The sequence below is a fragment of the Duganella sp. 1224 genome (assembly GCF_013408245.1).
Lineage (GTDB): Bacteria > Pseudomonadota > Gammaproteobacteria > Burkholderiales > Burkholderiaceae_D > Rugamonas.
In genome coordinates this window covers 151280-172035 of record NZ_JACBYS010000008.1, presented here as the reverse complement: position 1 = coordinate 172035, position 20756 = coordinate 151280, and the positions used below count along the sequence as shown (strand labels likewise).

Sequence of the window (20756 nt, the reverse complement as noted above, 5' to 3'; positions counted from 1 at the left end):
CGCTGTGATAATTGAAGAGTATTCCCATTCGGAATTGTTTTATCATGAATAACACCAACGATACTTCAACCCCGGAACGATGCGCAAACGTAGCCTCTTCTCCCTGCTGTTCCTGGCGCTCGTCCTGAGCGTCATCTACACCCAGCTGACGATTTTTGTCGTGCCACCGATAGGCAGCTTGCCGACCGGGATGACCGTCGTTTTCCCCCGGCTCAGCAAGACCAACTTCATCGACAGTCCCGACGCAATCTGCGCACGCGAAACCTCGCACGTCAGCTTGCTGTGCCGTGGCGTGACACTGGGCGCGGTCGCCACGAAAGCGAAGATCATCGCACGCCTGCCATACAAAGAAACGCTGTATCAAATCTCGATCGGTGAGTGGTCACTCTCATCGCTGCGTGGGCGCTGATGGCCGCCTGATTCGCCGGGCTATTTGATCGCGGCATAGCCCCTTACCAGTTCGTTCAGCTTACTTGCCGCATTATCGCCCCACCAGTCCCATAAATGCTCCATTCGATCTACATTCTGCCGGTAGTAATCATTACTGGCCGAGAGCCAAACGGTCGAAGCACGCATCGGTTTGTGGAGACGGAGCAGTTGGCCACCGTAACGAGTGGTGACGATCGAATCCATCGCGTTTACATTCGCGATGGAAACGGCAAAGCCGTCGGCCCGATGAAGCATCACTTTCTTAAGATTGCCGTATGCGTCCGCAGCACCACCGTCAACGACATATCCTTCGTCGCGTAACTGTTCGCCCAAAGGAGCGCCTTGAATAGTCGCGAGTTTGTGATTTCTAAAGTAATGACGAGGATCAGTGTCAGATGGGATAGCATCGATGACGCGGACGTAGACTACTGCCAACACTCGTATTCCTCGGCGCGTATCGGGCACGCCAAGATGCAGGGGCAAGGCGGAATAGGGTTGCTCGCCATCACGCAGATCAACTGGCGCCATATCGATGCTGCCATTCACTAAGGCGAACTTGAGGCGCGCGTTCGGTAGTCGAACAAGTTGCGCCATACAACCAATTTGACTGACCGCCATACGGATCAGATCTACGGCAGCGCCAGGCCGCTCTGGCACCACCGTCCCGTGGCCGAGATAATAAGGGGGCCGTTCGCGATCAGGGTAACCGACACGGATGATGCAGTCGCCAGCCTGTACCGCACTGCATAGCAGCATTGTTGCTGCGAACACAAACCATCTCATATTGCACCTTTTGGGCATAAATTGGCGCTTACCCGGCGTAAGTTCTCCGAAGTCGGGCTGCCGGTAAATAGCTGACTCAGCTCTGCAAGAAGCAAGAGACTGTTACGGCATTGCAAAACAACTTAAACATGCGGTCTTATTGCTGATTTGATGCCGTAATGGTGGAACAAACCATGTCGTCTGTTACCGTTCAAGGCGCGTGCGCAATCTACAAGCTTACACTCCAATTTCGTCGCATGGAATAACAGGCACAGATATTTACAATAAAGCATTTTAAAATGATAATATTATTCTTTCAAAAACTTTAAAGTGCCGATATGTTTCGAGTTACACCAATACTCAGAAAAGTAATGCTTGTCGCGGTTTCCCTCGTAGGCGTCTCTGCAGGCGCTGCTAATGCGGCTGTTGTTACGTTGACTTTCATGGGGACGGTTACGTCCGGCTTCGACGGCTTTAATGAATTTAATACCGGATCGTCAGATTTGACGGGCCAGAGTTTTGTTCAAACGCTGACTCTGGATACCGCGGACCTGAATGTAGTGTGGCAGACGCCTTATAGTTATGCTGCGGGATTTGACAATAAACCCATCCATGCGTCTGGATCTGCGACGATCAATGGCCATACGTTCTCTTGGGAATCAGATATCGCAGTGGCACATCTCGCGCTTTCCACGCAGGTTGTTCATGGTGGTGGCGATGAGTTCCAGATGGGGGCAGACGTCAACATCAGCCCGGGTGAACATATTCAATCGGCAATGTATCTCAACTCATCGATGGTTTCATTCGTCGGTAACGCTGATCCAGGGAAATCGCATTCGTTTGACGGGAGCTTATCTGCGTTTGCCCCGATGGGTTTCTTTTCTAATAGTTCGAACGGACAGTACACCTATTTTATAGGTGATCTGTCGGGCGTTCGTTACCAGGTCAGCGCAGTACCTGAACCTACGCAGTTCGCCATGTTTGGTATTGGCCTTGGCATGGTGGCGTTGCTGCGGCGACGCAGGAGTACGAATCCGGATCGACGGGCTTGAAACGTAACAAAATCCGCTGTCAGAGGCTGCCCGTTAGCTGAAGCTTACGCAGTTTCACACAAGCCCTCACTCTCCCCGCCAAGTCAGCAAGCAGGCAGAGTGCCGGCAGCGAGTGAGCGCACGGCTTTGGCGATGTCGGCGCCGATGCGGGCGACGGCGCGGCGGTGGCCGGCCACCAGCGCGTCGTAGCCCGCGCCCACCGTCTCCTGCGCCACGCTGCGGCAAGTCAGCACCTGCTCGCTGCCCACCTGCCGCACGCTCCACACGGCGTCGATCAGCGCATACTGCCCCGGCGCCGATTCGAAGCGCTGCACATTGGTGCTGATGCGGTACACCGGCGCCTTTTCCGGCACCGGCGTGCGGAAGACGTCGATCGTTCCCAGCTCGCCCGACACCGCCAGCGACAGCGCCTGCCCGATCTCCGCGGCCGGCGGCGACGACCAGCGCTCCTGCTCCAGCAAGTCCATGCGCCCGGCGCCGGTGGTCACCACCAGCTGGTTACGCGCCACGTCTTTCGGCACCGTCACCGCCTGCATCTCGATGAAGTAGCCCGCCCGTGCCGCCGGCGCCGGCGCCACGCCGAGGCCATTGCTCAAGCTATAGAAATGCTCGGGCGGCGAACTCGCGCAGCCGCCCAACGCCAACACCGCGGCCAACGACAGGCCAAATGCACGCATCATTTCGGATCTCCTTTTTTATCGACCTTACCGCGTATCAGCGCTTCCGGATGGCGCTCCAGATAATCGGCCAGCGCGTCCAGCGACTGCATCGTTTGCGTCACCTGCTGCAAGGCTTGCCGCAGGTCCGACTGCGCCGGCGAATCCTTTTTCAGCAGTTCGTCGGCCTCGTGGAAGGTCTTGCGCGCCGCCGCCAGCGTATCCTTCAGCTCCGGCACCACCTGCGAATCCAGGCGCTTCATCAGCACGTCGGCGCTCTTCAGCGTGTCGCGCAGGTTCTTGCCGATATCCTCGAACGGCACCTTGTCCAGCTTGCGCGCGATGCTGGAGATCTGCGTCTGCAATTCATCCAGGCTGTTAGGCACGGTCGGCAGCTCCACCACTTCCTGCGAGCCGTCGATTTTGGCCGGCGGCGCATTCGGGAAGAAATCCAGCGCCACGTACAACTGCCCGGTCAGCAGATTCCCGGTGCGCAGCTGGCCGCGCAGGCCGCGTCCCACCATCCGCTCCAGCACCTGCGTGCCGACCGAACGGTCCTCGTTGTTGCCGATGGTCTGGGCGAAATTGCGACCCAGCCGCGCCGGATACATGTCCACCGTCACCGGCATGCGGAAGTTCTTCTTCACCGGATCGAACTCCACGCCCACCGAGCGTACCTCGCCCAGCACGATGCCGCGGAAGTCCACCGGCGCGCCGGCCGACAGGCCGCGCAGCGACTGATCGAAATACAGCACCGTGGTCACCGCCACGCCATCCGGTTCGCGCAGCGCGCTGGCCTGGTCGGCGGCCAGCGCAAACTCGCTGCCGCCCGCCGCCGGCGCGGACGGCTTCTGCCCGCTCACCGACTCAAAGGCGATACCGCCCACCAGCAACGCGGCCACCGACTGTGTGTTGACCTTGAAGCCCGACGAATCCAGCCGCACATCCACGCCGCTGGCATGCCACCAGCGCGTGTTCTTGCCCACATACTGGTCGTAAGGCGCGGCGACGAACACCGACACCTTGACCCCGCGCCCCTTCTCGTCCAGATCAAAGCCGGTCACCTGCCCCACCTGGATGCGACGGTAGAAGATCGGCGAGCCCACATCGACGGAACCCAGCGACTCGCCGTGCAGCAGATACGAGGTGCCCTTCTCATCGCGCGTCACCTGCGGCGGCTTCTCCAATCCGGTAAATTCATGGGTGGTTTCCTCCGACTTGCCCGCGTCCACGCCGATATAGGAACCGGACAACAGCGTATTCAGCCCCGACACGCCGCTGGCGCCGATGCGCGGCTTGACCACCCAGAAGCGCGTATCCGTGGCGGTGAAACGCTTGGCCTCCTTGCTCATGTCTATCCTGACCAGCACCTTGGTCAAATCAGGCGCCAGCGTGATGGTCTTCACCAGGCCGATGTCCACGTCCTTGTATTTGACCTTGGTCTTGCCCGGCTCCAGCCCATCGGCGCTGCGGAAGCTGACCGTCACCGTCGGCCCCTGCTCCAGCACCGTGCGCACCACCAGCGTCAGGCCGATCAGCGCCGCCAGCAGGGGAATCAGCCACACCAGCGACGGCAGCCAGCGGCTGGGCTTCTCCAGTTCCGGTTCGGGCAACGGCGGCTGGCCGTTCTCGTTTTCAGACATGCTTCTCTCCGTGTGTATCGATAGGATCCCAGATCAGCCGGGGATCGAACTGCATGGACGCGATCATGGTCAGCACCACCACCGCGCAAAACGCCAGCGCGCCGGGACCGGCCGTGATCACCGCCAGCGACTGGAAGCGCACCAGCGCCACCGTCAGTGTGATGACGAAAATATCCAGCATCGACCAGCGCCCCACAAACTCCACGATGCGATACAACATCGTGCGCTGCATCGGCTGCCAGCGCGAACGCCGCTGCGCCGTCCACGCCAGCAGCGCCAGCGCCGCCAGCTTCAGCACCGGCACCACGATGCTGGCGATGAAAATGATGGCCGCCAGCGCCGGCGAGCCGCTGGTCCAGAAGTACACCACGCCGCTGATGATGGTGTCGTCTTCCTTGCCGAACAGCGAATGCGTGTACATCACCGGCAGCAGGTTGGCCGGGATGTACAGGATGGCCGCGGCCAGCAGAAACGCCCAGGTGCGGCCCACGCTGTCCGGATGGCGGCGATGCAGGCGCGCGCCGCAACGCGCGCAGTACTGGTGCCGCACCGTGTACTTCAGCGACTCCACCAGCCCGCAGGCGTGGCAGGCCAGCAGCGGCGCGCCCTTGGTCAGCGCCGCGTAGCGGAAGGTCTTCTGCGCCACGCGCCCTGGCCCCGGAAGATGCTCGCCGATATGCCACAAAATCTTCGGATCGAAGGACACCACGATCGCCAGCATCAGCGTCAGCGCGCCAAACGCGAACAGGCCTGGCTGCACCACCACCTCCGCCAGGCTGGTCATCTTGACGATGGTGATCAGGATGCCGATCATCAGCACCTCGGTCATGCCCCAGCGCCGCGCCACGCCCACCGCCCGCAGCAGATGGTCGAAACCCGCCGGCCGCCGTCCCTCGCGCAGCGACATCGTCACGTACAGCAAGGCGCCCAGCTCCACCGCCGGCAGCGCCATCGTAAACAGGAACACCACCGTCGCCACCAGTTCCATCTGCTCGGTCCACAGCACGCGGATGGCGCCCAGCAGCGTGGCGCTGGTGCTGTAGCCGCCGATATCCAGCTGAACGATGGGGAAGAACTGCGCGATCAGGAACGTGACCACCGCGCCCATGGTGATCGCCGCCATGCGGCTGGCGTCCGAATGGATGCCGCGATACAGGACCGAGCGGCAACGCACGCAGCGCGCCTTCTCGCTCGGGCGCACCGGGCGGCGCACGTGCAGCACGCCGCAATCATGGCAACTGATTAAATCGTATCGATGCACAGGATGGCTGTTCAGTCAATCATGCCCATATCATACGGCAAAGCCGGATCAGCTATCATAGCTTGCCATTCCCATTAATAGCGGACTCCCCATGCCTCGCTACCGCCTTGCCATCGCGGCCGCCGCCTGCGCCGCCGTTGCCGCCAGCGCGCATGCGCAAGGCCCGGACACGCTCATTTTCGGCACCACGCACGAAACCGACTCGGTCATCTTCCACTACGCCAGCGATTACCTGCACCGGCTGTGCGCCGAGGTGCGCCAGCGCTGCGAGCTGCAAAGCCTGCCAGGACGGCGCAGCGAGGCGATGCTGGCCGATGGCAGCATCGCCGGCGAAATGGGTCGGGTCAAGGAATATGGCCTCAAGCATCCACAGTACCTGCGCCTGGATGAGCCGTTTGTGCTGTCACGCACATATGCGTTCACGCCGCCCGGCCAGCCGCCCATCGACAGCTGGGCGCAGCTGGCGGCGGCCGAACGCACCGTCAGCTACAAGCGCGGCATCTACATCTACCAGACCACGCTGGAAAGCCTGCGCCCGCGCGTGCGGCCGCACGACGTGCAAAACGTGCCGGCCTGCCTGGATATGGTGATCAAACGGCGCGACCACGTGTGTGTCTACGACGATGGCAGCCTGAGTGCCGCCTCGCGCGCCATGCTGTCGCAAGGCCGCACCGGCAAGCCGCTGGACGAAATGGGACTGTATATCTATCTCGGCGCCGACCAGCGGGCGCTGGCCGCCAACCTTAACGCCGCCGCCAGGCGCCTGCAGGCGCAGGGCGTCAAGACCGCGCTGCACCGCCGGTACTTCGGCGGCAAAGAGCGCTAGGCTGGTTTGAGGCTGGACGGCAGATCCTGGTAATCGTCGGTCTTGACCAGCGCCTGCCAGGTCGCCATCAGCGCCGGCGGCGGCGCGATCAGCTTGCGCGCCTCCAGATCGAGCCAGCCGCCGGTGCTGCTGACGCGCGCCGCCAGCTTGCCGTCCGGGCGGATGATGTCCGAGCGCAGTATCCAGCGGCTGCCATCCTCCGACAGACCGGCAAGGCCCAGCGTGACGGTGATCTCTTCCAGCAGCAGCACTTCCTTGAAGTACGCAATCTCGTCCTTCATCACCACCGGCCCGATATTCAGCCGCATGAACTCGCGCATCGGGAAGCCGTGCTCCGACAGGAACAGCATCCGCACATCGCCCGCCTTGTCGAGAAAAGCCGTGTTGCGCATATGGCTGTTGAAGTCCATATCGCCCCACGCCGCCATCAGCTGTTTGGAAAACATCTTACGCTCCGAGGAAGTCAAATAAGGTGCATGCTACCACCTTGGTTGCCTTGCGCAGGTCTTCCAGGTTGAGACGCTCGTCCGCCTTCTTGGCGTTGGACTCCGGCACCGTGCGCGGCCCGGCGCCATACAGCACGGCCGGAATGCCATGTTCGCCGTACAGGCGCGCATCCGCGTACAGCGGCGTGCCCTGCGCCGGAATCTTCTCGCCGATGAACGTTTCGGCATTTTTCTGGAGGCTGGCCACCAGCTTCTCCGTCCCCGGACGCTCGCGCAGCGCGTGCGACAGCAGCAGGCGCCGGATCTCCAGCGTGATGCCAGGCACGCCCCGCACCGCGTTCTCGATCAGCGCGCGCACCTGCGCTTCCACCGCCACCGGGTCCTCTTCCGGAATCATGCGGCGGTCCATCTTCAGCACCACCTTGCCCGGCACCACGTTGGTGTTGGTGCCGCCGTCGATGCGGCCCACCAGCATGGTCGGCGAATCGATGCCGGCCACTTTCGACTTGATCTTCTTCAGCTCCGGCAGCTGATCGTAGATCGCGTTCAGGATGCGCGTGGCCGCCTGCAGGGCGTCGTGCCCGGTTTCCGGCATGGCGCCGTGGCCGGACTTGCCGTGCACCGTAACCTCCAGCTGCAGGCAGGCGTTGTGCGCGGTGACGATGTTGTAGCTGAAGCCCGCCGCGATGACAAAATCCGGCTTGGTCAGCTTCTGCTCCAGCAGCCAGCCCGGCCCCAGCAAGCCGCCGAACTCCTCGTCGTACGTGAAGTGCAGTTCCAGCGCCCCCTTCAGCGGCACGCCCAGCGCCTCCAGCGCGCGGACGGCAAAGATGTAGGTCGCAAAGTCCGACTTCGACACCGCCGCCGCGCGCCCGTAGATATAGCCATTTTCCACCACGCCGCCATATGGCGGATAGGTCCAGTTGTCGCCCGGCGGCACCACGTCGCCGTGCGCGTTCAGCGCCAGCGTCGGCCCGCCCGCCGCATAGGGACGGCGGATAATCAGGTTGGTGATGCTCTCCATGCCGTAGTCGCGCACCGTCTGCGCCGGCACCGCGTGCTTCTCGGCCGTCCAGCCATAGGCCTTGACCAGATCCGCCACCACCTCCGCGTGCGGCGCGTTGTTGCCCGGCGGCGTATCGGTCGGTACACGCAGCAACTGCTGCAGCACGCCCACCTCCTCGTCAAAGTGCGCGTCGATCCACTCGGCCAGTTTTTGCTTGCTCATTCTTTGATCCTTGCTTGATGCGTCATTTTGCGCCGGACGCGTACCAGGCCGCGATCTGCGCCCGCTCCGCCTCCGTCATATTGGTCAGGTTAGCCAGCGGCATGGCCTTGGTCTGCACCACCTGCTTGTAGATCTTCTCGGCGTTCTGGTGAATCTCGGCCGCGTTATCGAACGCCACGCCCAGCGGCGCCGCCGCAAAGCCGGGCTGCGTGGGATGCGCTGAATGGCAGGACACGCAACGCTGCGCAATCACCGCCTGCACACCCGCAAACGCCGCCGCCGGATCAGCCGCTGGCGCCACCGCTGCCGGCCTGGATGGCGCGATCGCCACCGCCACGCACGCCAGCAGCGCCACGCCGATGGCCGGATAACGCCATTCCACGCGGCCCTTGTGCCGCAGGTTGAAGAAGTGGCGAATGAACACGCCCGCCGCCATGATGAACGCCAGCACCAGCCACGCGCGCTCGTTCCGGTACGTCATCGCATAATGGTTGCTGATCATGATGAACAGCACCGGCAGCGTGAAGTAGTTATTGTGCACGCTGCGCTGCTTGGCCTTCTGTCCGTGCACCGGATCCGGCATGCGGCCGGCGGACATGGCCTCCACCATCTTGCGCTGGCCCGGAATAATCAGCATCAGCACATTGCCGACCATAATGGTGCCGATCAGCGCCCCCACATGGATATACGCCGCGCGGCCACTCAGCACATGCGTCAGGCCATAGGCCGCCGCCACGATCAGCGCGAAGATCACCACCCCGAACCACAGGTCATGCTTGCCCAGCGGCGAGCGGCACAGCAGGTCATACACCGTCCAGCCAACCACCAGCGTGCCGATGCCGATGCCCACCGCCTGCCAGCTGGAGAGATCCGCTACCGACTTATCGATCATCATCGCCTGCGCGTTGAAGTAGTAGGCGATGGTCAGCAACGCGATGCCCGACAGCCAGGTCGAATAGGCCTCCCACTTAAACCAGTGCAGCTCCTTGGGCAGCTCGGCCGGCGCCACCAGGTACTTCTGCGGGTTGTAGAAACCGCCGCCATGCACCGCCCACAACTCGCCCGACACGCCCTTCTTCGCCAGCTCCGAGCCCGGCGCCGGCGGGCGGATCGAATTATCCAGCCAGACAAAATAGAACGAGGCGCCTATCCACGCGATGCCGGTGATGATGTGCAGCCAGCGCACCAGCAGGTTCGCCCATTCGAGGCCATAAGGGATCAGATATTCCATGTAGTGTGAGAGGTTAAGAATGTGGCTAATTTACAGAAGATAAACGGATTTGATTCCTGCTACATGAACATTAGAGTATATTAAACATATCCATTCCCGTATAAACGAAACAAACCCATGTCCGCTTTGCCGCAACACCTGGACCTCCACCTGATCCGCATCCTCTACCTGCTGCTGGTGGAGAAAAACGTCTCCCGCGTCGCCCTCAAACTGAATCAGCCGCAGCCCTCGATCTCCGCCTCGCTGCGCAAGCTGCGCGAGCTGACCGGCGACCCCATTCTGGTGCGCGGCGCGCGCGGCATGGTGCCGACCCAGCACGGCGAAAGCCTGCTTGCACCAGCAAAGCGCATCCTCGACGAAACCGAGAACCTGTTCCTGAGGAAGGCACCTTTCATGCCACAGGAGGAAGCGCGCACCTTCCACGTGGCAGCGCCGGACTACCTGGACAGCCAGTTCCTGCCCAACCTGGTGGCGCTGCTGCGGCGCGGCTCGCCCAACAGCCGCATCAAGATCCACAGCCTGGGCGCCGGGGTCGACTACGTGCGCATGCTGTCGGACGGCGACATGGACCTGGTGATCGCCAACTGGGACGAGCCGCCCGAGCACCTGCACATGTCCAAGCTGTTCGAGGACCCGATCATCTGCGTGATGCGCGCCGACTGCCCGTACGCGCTGCGCACGCCGGCCGACAAGATGTCGCTGGACGACTATCTCACGCTGCCGCACGTGGCGCCCACGCCCATCCTGCCCGGCTACCTCGGCGTCATCGACGACTACCTGGAGCGCCAGGGCCTGCAGCGCAACGTGGTGGTGGAATCGGCCTACTTTGGCCTGATCCCCAACATGCTGGCGCAGACCGACCTGGTGCTGACCACCGGCAGCCAGTTCGTGCGCCACTACGAAAAGCAGATGCCGCTCAAGACCTACACCGTGCCGGTGCAGTTTCCGGCCATGCGCTTTTACCAGCTGTGGCACCAGCGCGTGCACCAGGCGCCGGAACACAAATGGCTGCGCGAACAGGTGGCCGCCGCCGCCAAGGCGTTGACGCAGAAGTAAGCGCAGTCATATAAACCGTACCGCATACCGCATATATCGCGGCGGCGCTGGCGCGTTATGATGGAGCCATGATGACCACACTCCCAGACCTGAACAGCTGCGACAGCGCCACCTTCGTCGACCGCCTGCGCGGCATTTACGAACACTCGCCGTGGATACCGGAACGCGCCGCCGCGCGCCGTCCGTTCGCCAGCGTCACCGCGCTCAAGCTGGCCTTGCAGGATGTGGTCAACGCCGCCACGCTGGATGAGCAACTGGGCCTGATCCGCGCTCACCCCGAGCTGGCCGGCAAGGCCGCCGTGGCCGGCCAGCTGACCGCCGAATCCACCAGCGAACAAGCCAAATCCGGCCTGCACCTGTGCAGCGCCGAGGAGTTCGCCACGCTGCACCAGCTGAACGCCGACTACAACGCCAAATTCGGCTTCCCCTTCATCCTGGCCGTGAAAGGCCCCACCGGACAAGGGCTGACGCGCCAGAGCGTCATCGCCACCTTCGCGCGGCGCCTGAAAAACCAGCGCGCCGACGAAATTGCCGAATGCCTGCGCCAGATCCATCGCATCGCCGAAATCCGCCTCAACGACCTGCTAGCCGTGCAATTGGAATTCGGCCCCGCCATCATGCAATGGAGCGAAGACCTGGCCGCATGGAGCGATGACGACGGCGCCCTCACCTGTGCCTACATGACGCCCGCCCACCGCCGCACCGCCGCCCAGTTGCTGGACTGGATGCGCGAAGCGGGCATGGAAGCGCACATCGACGCCGTTGGCAACGTGATGGGCGTCTACCGCTCGGACGCCGCCGGCGCCAAAACGCTGATCACCGGATCGCACTACGACACCGTGCGCAACGGCGGCAAGTACGACGGCCGCCTCGGCATCCTGCTGCCGATCGCCATCGTTCGCCACCTGCACCAGCGCGGCGAAAAGCTGCCGTTCCATCTTGAAGTGATCGGCTTCGCCGAAGAAGAAGGCGTGCGTTTCAAGAGCACCTTCCTCGGCAGCACCGCCATCACCGGCCGCTTCGACCTGTCGCTGCTGGACCAGACCGACGCCGACGGCATCACCATGCGCGACGCGCTGCTGGCCGCCGGCCATGACGTGGCGCGCATCCCGGCCATCGCCCGCGACCCGGCCGAACTGCTCGGCTTTGTGGAAGTCCATATCGAACAGGGCCCGGTGCTGCTGCAACACGGCCTGCCGCTGGGCGTGGTCACCGCCATCGCCGGCAGCTCGCGCTACCTGGTCGACCTGAGCGGACTGGCCAGCCACGCCGGCACCACGCCCATGAACATGCGCAAGGACGCCGCCGCAGCCGCCGCGGAAATCGTGCTGCTGGTCGAACAGCGCTGCGCACAGGCGCCCTCGCTGGTCGGCACGGTGGGCCAGTTGCAGGTGCCGAACGGCTCGGTCAACGTCATCCCCGGCGCCTGCAAGCTGTCGCTCGACATCCGCGCCGCCGACGACGCCGTGCGCGTTGCCGCTGTTAAGGACGTCATGGACGGCATCGCCGCCATCTGCGCGCGCCGCCAGATTGAATTCACGCTGCAGCCGCTGCTGGAGGCCAACGCCGCGCCCTGCGCGCCGCGCCTGATGCAGCAGTTTGGCGACGCCATCGAACGTACCGGCCTGCCGCGCTTCGACCTGCTGTCCGGCGCCGGCCACGACGCCATGGCCATGGCCGCGATCACCGACGTCGCCATGCTGTTCACCCGCTGCGGCAACGGCGGCATCAGCCACAACCCGCTGGAAACCATGACCGCCGACGACGCCGACATCGCCGCCCGCGTGTTGCTCGACTTCCTGCGCAGCTACCGCGACTGACCGGCCGCCAGCCCTGCCAGCGCGTCCGCCACCGACGCGATCACCGGCGCCCAGCCAGCGCCGCGCGGCTGGCGGAACAGGCGCATGGACGGATACCACGGCGTGTCCTCGCGCTCCGCCATCCAGCGCCAGTCGCAGCGATAATCCGGCAGCAGCAGCCAGCAAGGCTTGCCCAGCGCGCCGGCCAGATGCGCCACCGCCGTGTCCACACTGATCACCAGATCCAGATTGGCGACCAGCGCCGCCGTCTCGGCAAAGTCGTCGAGGCGCGACGCCAGCGGATGCACATGCATGCCGGCCGGCGGCGCCAGCGCCTCGGCCTCGCCTGCGCCCTTTTGCAGGCTGACGAAATGCACCGCGCGAGGGCTAGCCGCCACAGCCTCGCCCAGCGGCGCCAGCGCCAGCAACGATGGCAGCGAACGATCCGCATCATTTTCAAAATTGGCGTTGCCACGCCAGACCAGTCCCACGCGCAGTCCTGAATCCAGTCCCGCCCCGCGCAACACGTCGCGCCAGCGCGCCACCGACGCCGGCTGCGCGTGCAGATACGGCGTGGCCGACGGAATGGTCGCCATCTCCGTGCCAAACAATCCTGGCAGACGCATAGGCCGCGTCCAGTAATCCCAACCGCCCGGCAGCGCCTCGCCCAAGGCATGTACGCGGTCCACGCCGTCCAGCGTTTCCAGCAAGCGCTGCAAGCCCGGATGACACACCACGTCCACACGCGCCGCGCCGCGCTGCTTCAGCATGCCCGCGTAGCGGCAGAAATGGATCATGTCGCCATGCCCAGCCTCCAGCCCGAGCACAATGGACTTGCCCTCCAGCGACTCACCGTCCCAAAAAGGACGATCGAACGACAGCGGAAAATGGTCGAACTGCCAGCGCGCGTCCAGCATGCGCCAGCCCTCCTCAAAGCGCGCCTGGCGCAGCAGCAGATAACTGAGATTGAACCGCGTGCGCGCATGCGTCGGATCGAGCGCCAGCGCCTGGCGATAGCAAGCCTCGCCCTCCGGCTCGCGGTGCAGGCACACCAGCACCGCGCCCAACTGGCTCCAGGCAGTCGGCGCATCCGGCGTCAACTCCGCCGCCGTCCGCAGGGACGCCTCCGACTCCGCCAGCCGCTTCTCCTTGAACAGCAGCGCCCCCAGATTCTGATGCAGTTGCGCGTGGTCCGGCACCAGCGCGATCGCCTGCCGATAGTGAAATTCCGCCTCCGCCGTGGCGCCTTGCTGCTCCTTCAAGTACCCAAGATTGGCGCGCGCCGCCACATGCCACGGCTGCAGCGCCAGCGCTTGCAGATAGCACGCCTCGGCGCCGGCATAATCGCCGGCGGCCAGAAGGTGGTTAGCATCAAGATAGGCTTGTTGGGGATCGGTGTGCATGCGCTGGAGTATGCACGCCAGCCGCGCACCGGTCAAACCACGCGGGCGCGCTCCAGCATCGCGTGCAGCAGGACGTTGCAGCCAGCTTCCAGGTGTTCGGCCTTGGCGTCTTCGATTTCGTTGTGGCTGATGCCATCCTTGCACGGCACGAAGATCATGCCGGACGGCGCCAGGCGAGCGGCATAGATGGCATCGTGGCCGGCGCCGGATACCACGTCCATGGTCGAGTAGCCGAGCTTCGCGGTGGCGCTGCGGACGGCATCCACGCACTCGGGATGGAACGGACATGGCGGATAATAGGACACGCGCTCGATGGCGATCTTCAGCCCCGTCTCGCCGCGCTGCTTGTCGATGAAGGCCAGCATCTCCTCGTGCATGGTGTTCAGCAGCTCATCGTTCACGTTGCGCAGGTCGATGCTGAATTTGACTTCGCCCGGAATCACATTGCGGCTGTTGGGGAACACCTGCACCATGCCCACCGTGCCGCGTCCATACGGCGGGTAGCGGTTGGCGATGGCCACCACTTCCTGCATGATGCGCGTGGCGACCTGCAGCGCGTCCTTACGCAGATGCATGGGCGTCGGCCCCGCGTGCGCTTCCATGCCGGTCACCACGCAGTCGTACCACGACAGGCCCATCACCGCCGGCACCACGCCGATCACCTTGTCGGCGTCTTCCAGCACCGGTCCTTGCTCGATGTGCGTTTCGAAGTAGGCGCCGATGGGATGGTCGCCCGGCACCTGCGTGCCCTTGTAGCCGATACGCTCCAGCTCCTCGCCGACCGACTTGCCCTCCACGTCGCGCGCGGCGTACGCGGTTTCCAGGCTGAAGGCGCCGCAGAACACGCCGGAGCCCATCATCACCGGCACAAAGCGCGAGCCTTCCTCGTTGGTCCAGAACGCGACTTCGATCGGCGCCTCGGTCTTGATCTTCAAGTCGTTCAACGTGCGCACTACTTCCAGGCCGGCCAGCACGCCGTAGTTGCCATCGAATTTGCCGCCGGTGGGCTGGGTGTCGATATGGCTGCCGGTCATCACCGGCGGCAGCGCGTTGTTGGTGCCGTCGCGGCGCATGAAGACATTGCCGATCTGGTCCACCGTGATCGACATCCCGGCCTGCTTGCCCCAGCTGACCACGAGGTCGCGGCCCTGCTTATCGAGATCGGTCAGCGCCAGGCGTTTGACGCCGCCCTTCTCTGTCGCGCCTATTTTCGCCAGCTCCATCAACGACGCCCACAGGCGATCACCATTAATCTTCATGACATGCTCCTTAACGCGCCGACGTCGCCTTGAACGCCGGACGATTGATATAGCGGCCCGCGCCCTCAACGGCCATCAGCACGCCGCGATGGAACACGACGTTGCCGGCGGCCAGAGTGGTGCTTGGAATCCCGCGCACAGTGCGGCCCTCGAACACATTGAAGCCGCCCTTGGCAAACTGCGTCAGCGCCGAGATGGTGCGCGTACCTTCCGGGTCCCACACCACCACGTCCGCATCCGCCCCCGGCGCAATCACACCCTTGCGCGGATAGATGTTGAAAATCTGCGCCGTGTTGGTGGACGTGATCCTGACGAACTCCGACGGCGTCAGCATGCCGCTGTTGACGCCCGCGTCCCACACCACTGACATGCGGTCTTCCACGCCGCCGCAGCCATTCGGGATCTTCGTGAAATCATCCTTGCCCATGGCCTTCTGCTCGGCGCAGAAGGTGCAGTGGTCAGTCGCGGTGGTGTGCAGATTCCCGCCGCGCAGGCCCTGCCACAAGGCCGCCTGGTGATGCTTGCTACGGAACGGAGGGCTCATCACGTGGCCTGCCGCGAACTCCAGGTCATCGCTCTGATACACGCTGTCGTCGATCACCAGGTGGCCGGCCAACGCCTCGCCGTACACGCGCTGACCGTGCGCGCGGGCGCGGGTGATGGCTTCCAGCGACTCGGCGCACGACACGTGCACGATGTAAATCGGCGTGTTCATCACATTGGCGATGGCGATCGCGCGGTTGGCCGCTTCCGCTTCCACTTCCGGCGGCCGCGACAAGGGATGCGAACTTGGCCCGGTCAGGCCACGCTTCAGCAAGTCCTGCTGCAACTGGTAGACCAGCTCCCCGTTCTCCGCATGCACGGTCGGGATCGCGCCCAGTTCCAGGCAGCGGCGGAAGCTTTTCACCAGCGTCTCGTCGTCCGCCATGATGGCGTTCTTGTACGCCATGAAGTGCTTGAAGCTGTTGACGCCATGGTCGCGCACCAGTATGCCCATGTCGCGGTGCACCGTCTCATCCCACCACGTGATCGCCACGTGGAAGGTGTAGTCGCCGGCCGACTTCTTCGCCCATTCGCGCCACTGGTGGTAGGCCTCGATCAGGTTCTGCTGCGGCGACGGAATCACGAAGTCGATGATGCTGGTGGTGCCGCCGGCCAGACCCGCCGCAGTGCCGGTGTAGAAGTCATCCTGCGTCACCGTGCCCATGAACGGCAGGTTCATATGTGTGTGCGGATCGATCCCGCCCGGCATCACGTACTGGCCGCCGGCGTCGATGACCTTGGCGCCGGCGGATACCTCCAGGTTCTCGCCCACGGCGATGATCTTGTCGCCATCGCACAGCACATCGGCGCGGAAGGCTCGGTCGGCGTTGACGACAGTGCCGCCACGGATGATTGTTTTCATAAGCGTCTCCTTACGGGTGGGCCGGCGCGCGCACGGCGGGCACGGTTTTCCCCTTCATCATCAGTCCATACACCACGGCCGAAATGGCCAGGCCCACGAACCAGGCATAGGTATAAAGCGTTTTGAACGCGGGCGACACACCCGGGAAGGCGGCCGGAAAAGCCTCGCCCAGGAAGCCCGGAATATTCGGCGCCACGCCGACGAGGAACGCCGCCACGGCAGCGGTGTTCCAGCCATTCCCATACGAATACTGGCCATCCTCGCGATACAACTCACTCACGTCGAGCTGCGTCTTGCGCACCAGGTAGTAATCGACGATCAGCACACCGGCGATAGGCCCCAGCAGCGCCGAGTAGCCCACCAGCCAGGTGAAGATGTAGCCATGCGAGGACTCCAGTATCTTCCAGGGCATCATCAGGATGGCGATGGTGGCGGTGATGTAGCCACCGGTTTTGTAGGTGATCTTCTTCGGCGCCAGCGCCGAGAAGTCATAGGCCGGGCCGACCAGGTTGGCCGCCAGGTTGACCGACACCGTATCGATCAGCAGGATCACCAGCGCCACCAGCACCGCCGCACCGGTCATGCGGCTGGACAGGTCCACCGGGTCCCAGATCGCCTTGCCGTACAAGACCACCGTGGCCGAGGTAACGATGACCGCCATCGCCGCCAGCAAACCCATGGGCACCGGCAGGCCGACCGTCTGGCCGATGATCTGGTCGCGCTGCGTTTTGGCGAAGCGGGTAAAGTCGGGAATGTTCAGCGCCAGCGTGGCCCAGAAGCCGACCATCGCCGTCAGCGACGGCCAGAACACGGACCAGAACTGGCCGGCCTTCTTGCCACCTTCCACAAACTGCGATGGCGCGGACAGCAGGTCGCCAAAGCCGCCGGCCTTGCTGTGCACCCACCCAAGCAGCACGAAGCAGATGGCGATCTTCAGCGGCGCGGTATAGGTCTCCAGTTTGCGGATCGACTCCATGCCGTGCACGATGTAGTAGAACTGGATGGCCCAGAAGGCCAGGAAGCAAAGCAGTTGGCCGGCGTTGATGCCGAGGCCCGCGATCTTATCGCCGCCGACGTCGGCGCCCATCATCACGCCCAGCAGCGTGTAGATCATCTGGCCGCCGAACCAGGTCTGGATGCCATACCAGCCGCAGGCCACGATGGCGCGCATCAGCGCCGGCAGCTTGGCGCCCGAGGTGCCGAACGACGCGCGGGCCAGCACCGCGTAGGGAATGCCGTACTTGGTGCCGGCGTGGCCGATGAGCAGCATCGGCAACAGCACGATCGCATTGGCGAGGAACACCGTCATCACCGCCTGGTAACCCGACATACCGCCCTCGATCAAACTGGCGGACAGGGTGTACGCCGGAATGCACATCACCATCCCCACCCACAGCGCCGAGAAGTGATACCAGCGCCAGGTGCGCTGCGCGGCGGTGGTCGGCGCGAGGTCTTCATTCCAGAGTTGCGATTCAGTGCTCACGAGGCGTTCTCCAAAGGGTTGATGTCTGCTCCACCATTGCAATTTTCGTACCTTGACGCTTGCTTTCACCCCGCACGGCGGCATACCGGGGTCAGACCCCGTACGGGGTCTGACCCCATCTGGCCGGGGGTTGGCGCTGGCGCTCAATCACGCTGTCTCCGCGACCCTTTCAGCGCGGGGATTGCGTGGGTCCTGCGTCCAGTTCATGTACGGCTTGCCGGTATCCTGCGGCACCATCGTGATGCAACCCTGCACCGGACAGGTGATCTCGCACAGATTACACCCAACGCACTCCTCCTTGTTCACCTCATACGTGCGCGCCCCGGTGGCCGCGTCGATCAGCTGATTGATCGACTGGTGCGACGTATCCTCGCACGCCACGTAACAACGGCCGCACTTGATGCAATCCTCCTGGTTGATCTGCGCGATCACCTTGTAATTCATGTTGAGGTATTTCCAGTCGGTGGTGTTCGGCACCGCCTTGCCCGAGAACTCGGCGATGTTCTTGTAGCCCTTCTGATCCATCCAGCGCGACAAGCCATCCTTCATTTCTTCAACGATGCGGAAGCCATGCAGCATCGCCGCCGTGCACACCTGCACACAGCCCGCGCCCAGCGCGATGAACTCGGCCGCGTCGCGCCAGTTGCCGATGCCGCCGATACCGGAAATCGGCAGGTCTGCCGTCTGCGGATCGCGCGCGATTTCAGCCACCATGTTCAAGGCAATCGGCTTCACCGCCGAGCCGCAGTAACCGCCATGCGTACTGGCGCCGCCGACGATCGGAAACGCCACCATCTGATCGAGGTCCAGATGCGTGATCGAGTTGATCGTGTTGATCAGCGATACCGCATCCGCCCCACCCGCCTTGGCCGCCCGCGCCGGCGCGCGCACATCGGTAATGTTCGGCGTCAGCTTGACGATCACCGGCAGCCTGGTATTCTGCTTGCACCAGCGCGTGACCATCTCCACATACTCCGGCACCTGGCCGACCGCGGCGCCCATGCCGCGTTCAGGCATGCCATGCGGGCAGCCGAAATTCAGCTCGATACCGTCAGCGCCAGTCGCTTCCACCTTCGGCATGATGTCGGCCCACAGACGCTCCTCGCACGGCAGCATCAGCGACACGATGATCACGCGGTCCGGCCAGTCCTTCTTCACCTGCGTGATTTCCTGCAGGTTCAGCTCCAGCGAACGATCGGTAATCAGCTCGATGTTGTTAAAGCCCAGTACCTCGCGGTTCTTGCCGTAATGCGCCGAGTAGCGCGACGATACGTTGACGGCGGCGGGATCCTCGCCGAGCGTCTTCCATACCACGCCGCCCCATCCCGCTTCAAATGCGCGCACCACGTTGTAGGCCTTGTCCGTCGGCGGCGCGGAGGCCAGCCAGAACGGATTGATGGACTTGATGCCGCAGAATTCTATGCTCAGGTCAGCCATTATGCAGCCTCCTTCAGACCGTTGATATCGTGATGAATGGCGTGCGCCGCCAGCTTGCCATGCTGGACCGCCTGCACCGTCAGATCCTGCCCCGGCGCCACGCAGTCGCCGCCGGCGTAAATGCGCGGCAGCACGGTGCGGAAATGTGCCTCCACGTGTATCTTGTCGCCGTCGCGCTTCAACGTTTTCGCCAGCGGATCGCTGATGCTGGTTTCGTCCATGCTCTGGCCAATGGCCTTGAAGATGGCGTCCGCAGCAATCTCGAACGTTTCGCCGGTGCCGGCCAGCCGGCCGTTGACCACAGCGGTTTTCTCGAAGCGCATGCCGCGCACGCGGCCGGCGTCGTCCAGCAGCACTTGCTGCGGCTGCGCCCAGGTACGCATGCGCACCTGATTTTCCTTGGCGATGTGCTGCTCATGTTCCGTCGCGCTCATCGCCTCGAAGCCACGGCGATACACCAGCGTGACTTCGTCCGCGCCCAGGCGCTGGATCTGCACCGCCATATCGATGGCCGTGTTGCCGGCGCCGATGACGATGGCACGCGACGGCACCGGCAGCCTGCTCAGATCATCGGCCTGGCGCAGTTCCGCGATGTAGTCGACAGCCGCCAGCAGTCCGGGGGCATCTTCGCCGGTCAGGCCCATTTGCTTGCTGGCGCCCAGGCCAAGGCCGAGGAACACCGCATCGTAGTTGGTGTGCAACTCGCGCAGTTGCAGGTTGACGCCCAGCTTTTGCCCATGCTTGATGGTGATGCCGCCGATCCTCAGCAGGAAGTCGACTTCCTTCTGCGCGAAGTTATCGGTCAGCTTGTACTTGGCGATGCCGTATTCATTCAGGCCGCCGGACTTCTCGCGCGCCTCGTAGATCACCACCTCGTTGCCCAGCATCGCCAGCCGGTGCGCGCACGACAGTCCCGCAGGCCCGGCGCCGACGACAGCAATCTTCTTGCCGGTCGAAGGACCTCGCTTGAAAGGGTGCTCGTCCAGCGTCATGTTATCGATGGCGTAGCGTTGCAGCAGGCCGATTTTGACCGGCTGCCCTTCCGCATCGTGATTGCGCACGCAGGCGTCTTCGCACAGGATTTCGGTCGGACAGACGCGCGAGCAACTGCCGCCGAGGATGTTTTGCCTGAGGATGCCGACAGCGGCGCCGTTGATGTTCTCGTCGTGGATATTGCGGATAAAACTGGCCACATCGATCTCCGACGGGCAGATGCGCGTGCAGGGCGCGTCGTAGCAGTACAGGCAGCGCGACGCCTCGATCGCGGCCTGGCGCGCGTTGAGCGCCGGCGCCAGGTCGGTGAAGTGTTTGGCCAATGATTCATTGGCTTCCTTCGATGTCGGCAGGTAGCTAATCGATTCGATCATGATGTCCTCGGTG

The 20756-nt window shown here is 63.5% G+C and carries 18 protein-coding genes; 5 read left to right on the top strand and 13 right to left on the bottom strand.

Going from position 1 to position 20756, the window contains the following annotated elements:
* Positions 1 to 79 precede the first annotated feature (79 nt).
* Complete coding sequence (locus tag FHW58_RS24755) at positions 80 to 409, top strand: hypothetical protein (RefSeq protein ID WP_179675842.1); 330 nt, start codon at positions 80 to 82, stop codon at positions 407 to 409.
* Between the two features lie 20 nt (positions 410 to 429).
* Here FHW58_RS24755 and FHW58_RS24750 read toward each other — a convergent pair whose 3' ends face one another.
* Entirely contained in the window at positions 430 to 1212 is a 783-nt protein-coding gene (locus FHW58_RS24750) for a hypothetical protein (protein WP_179675841.1), read from the bottom strand.
* Between the two features lie 350 nt (positions 1213 to 1562).
* Between FHW58_RS24750 and FHW58_RS24745 the strand changes: the two genes are divergently transcribed.
* Positions 1563 to 2243 carry a PEP-CTERM sorting domain-containing protein gene (locus tag FHW58_RS24745; RefSeq protein WP_179675840.1) on the top strand — a complete coding sequence of 227 codons (681 nt, stop codon included), beginning with the start codon at positions 1563 to 1565 and terminating at the stop codon, positions 2241 to 2243.
* Between the two features lie 83 nt (positions 2244 to 2326).
* On the opposite strand, the gene FHW58_RS24740 is transcribed toward FHW58_RS24745, so the two are convergent.
* The 3 genes from FHW58_RS24740 to FHW58_RS24730 are packed head-to-tail and all read right to left on the bottom strand — an operon-like array spanning position 2327 to position 5803.
* Positions 2327 to 2923: a membrane integrity-associated transporter subunit PqiC gene (locus FHW58_RS24740; protein ID WP_229265484.1), complete on the bottom strand. Its 597-nt coding sequence runs from the start codon at positions 2921 to 2923 to the stop codon at positions 2327 to 2329.
* Positions 2920 to 4542 (bottom strand): intermembrane transport protein PqiB, encoded by a 1623-nt coding sequence (locus FHW58_RS24735; protein WP_179675839.1) that lies wholly within the window; start codon positions 4540 to 4542, stop codon positions 2920 to 2922. The genes FHW58_RS24740 and FHW58_RS24735 overlap by 4 nt, the downstream gene beginning before the upstream one ends.
* Positions 4535 to 5803: a paraquat-inducible protein A gene (locus FHW58_RS24730; RefSeq protein WP_179675838.1), complete on the bottom strand. Its 1269-nt coding sequence runs from the start codon at positions 5801 to 5803 to the stop codon at positions 4535 to 4537. The genes FHW58_RS24735 and FHW58_RS24730 overlap by 8 nt, the downstream gene beginning before the upstream one ends.
* Before the next feature lie 91 nt (positions 5804 to 5894).
* Here FHW58_RS24730 and FHW58_RS24725 point away from each other — a divergent pair, with 91 nt between their 5' ends.
* Positions 5895 to 6629, top strand: coding sequence for a hypothetical protein (locus FHW58_RS24725; protein ID WP_179675837.1), 735 nt, complete (start codon positions 5895 to 5897; stop codon positions 6627 to 6629).
* On the opposite strand, the gene FHW58_RS24720 is transcribed toward FHW58_RS24725, so the two are convergent.
* Genes FHW58_RS24720 through FHW58_RS24710 form a run of 3 tightly spaced genes read right to left on the bottom strand, consistent with a single transcriptional unit; the run spans position 6626 to position 9534 of the window.
* The gene (locus FHW58_RS24720) at positions 6626 to 7075 is read right to left on the bottom strand and encodes a thioesterase family protein (RefSeq protein WP_179675836.1); all 450 of its coding nucleotides are present in this window, start codon (positions 7073 to 7075) and stop codon (positions 6626 to 6628) included. The genes FHW58_RS24725 and FHW58_RS24720 overlap by 4 nt on opposite strands.
* Position 7076: 1 nt before the next feature.
* A complete protein-coding gene (locus FHW58_RS24715; protein ID WP_179675835.1) occupies positions 7077 to 8303 on the bottom strand; it encodes an ArgE/DapE family deacylase in 1227 nt (408 codons plus the stop codon).
* Positions 8304 to 8325: 22 nt separating this feature from the next.
* Entirely contained in the window at positions 8326 to 9534 is a 1209-nt protein-coding gene (locus FHW58_RS24710) for a urate hydroxylase PuuD (protein WP_179675834.1), read from the bottom strand.
* Between the two features lie 117 nt (positions 9535 to 9651).
* Between FHW58_RS24710 and FHW58_RS24705 the strand changes: the two genes are divergently transcribed.
* Positions 9652 to 10590, top strand: coding sequence for a LysR substrate-binding domain-containing protein (locus FHW58_RS24705; RefSeq protein WP_179675833.1), 939 nt, complete (start codon positions 9652 to 9654; stop codon positions 10588 to 10590).
* A 71-nt stretch (positions 10591 to 10661) separates the two neighbouring features.
* On the top strand, positions 10662 to 12410 hold the full coding sequence (locus FHW58_RS24700) for an allantoate amidohydrolase (RefSeq protein ID WP_179675887.1): 1749 nt from the start codon (positions 10662 to 10664) through the stop codon (positions 12408 to 12410).
* Here the strand turns inward: FHW58_RS24700 and FHW58_RS27835 are convergent.
* The 6 genes from FHW58_RS27835 to FHW58_RS24670 all read right to left on the bottom strand — a co-directional run bounded on the left by FHW58_RS27835 (position 12398) and on the right by FHW58_RS24670 (position 20746).
* The gene (locus tag FHW58_RS27835; RefSeq protein ID WP_179675832.1) at positions 12398 to 13792 is read right to left on the bottom strand and encodes a tetratricopeptide repeat protein; all 1395 of its coding nucleotides are present in this window, start codon (positions 13790 to 13792) and stop codon (positions 12398 to 12400) included. The two genes, FHW58_RS24700 and FHW58_RS27835, sit on opposite strands and share 13 nt — an antisense overlap.
* A 32-nt stretch (positions 13793 to 13824) precedes the next feature.
* Entirely contained in the window at positions 13825 to 15051 is a 1227-nt protein-coding gene (locus FHW58_RS24690) for a Zn-dependent hydrolase (RefSeq protein ID WP_179675831.1), read from the bottom strand.
* A gap of 10 nt (positions 15052 to 15061) precedes the next feature.
* Positions 15062 to 16456 carry a dihydropyrimidinase gene (gene hydA, locus FHW58_RS24685; protein WP_179675830.1) on the bottom strand — a complete coding sequence of 465 codons (1395 nt, stop codon included), beginning with the start codon at positions 16454 to 16456 and terminating at the stop codon, positions 15062 to 15064.
* Between the two features lie 10 nt (positions 16457 to 16466).
* Positions 16467 to 17939 carry an NCS1 family nucleobase:cation symporter-1 gene (locus tag FHW58_RS24680; protein WP_373996727.1) on the bottom strand — a complete coding sequence of 491 codons (1473 nt, stop codon included), beginning with the start codon at positions 17937 to 17939 and terminating at the stop codon, positions 16467 to 16469.
* A 147-nt stretch (positions 17940 to 18086) separates the two neighbouring features.
* The gene (gene preA / locus FHW58_RS24675; RefSeq protein WP_179675828.1) at positions 18087 to 19376 is read right to left on the bottom strand and encodes an NAD-dependent dihydropyrimidine dehydrogenase subunit PreA; all 1290 of its coding nucleotides are present in this window, start codon (positions 19374 to 19376) and stop codon (positions 18087 to 18089) included.
* Positions 19376 to 20746: an NAD(P)-dependent oxidoreductase gene (locus FHW58_RS24670; RefSeq protein ID WP_373996729.1), complete on the bottom strand. Its 1371-nt coding sequence runs from the start codon at positions 20744 to 20746 to the stop codon at positions 19376 to 19378. The genes preA and FHW58_RS24670 overlap by 1 nt, the downstream gene beginning before the upstream one ends.
* Positions 20747 to 20756: the final 10 nt, after the last annotated feature.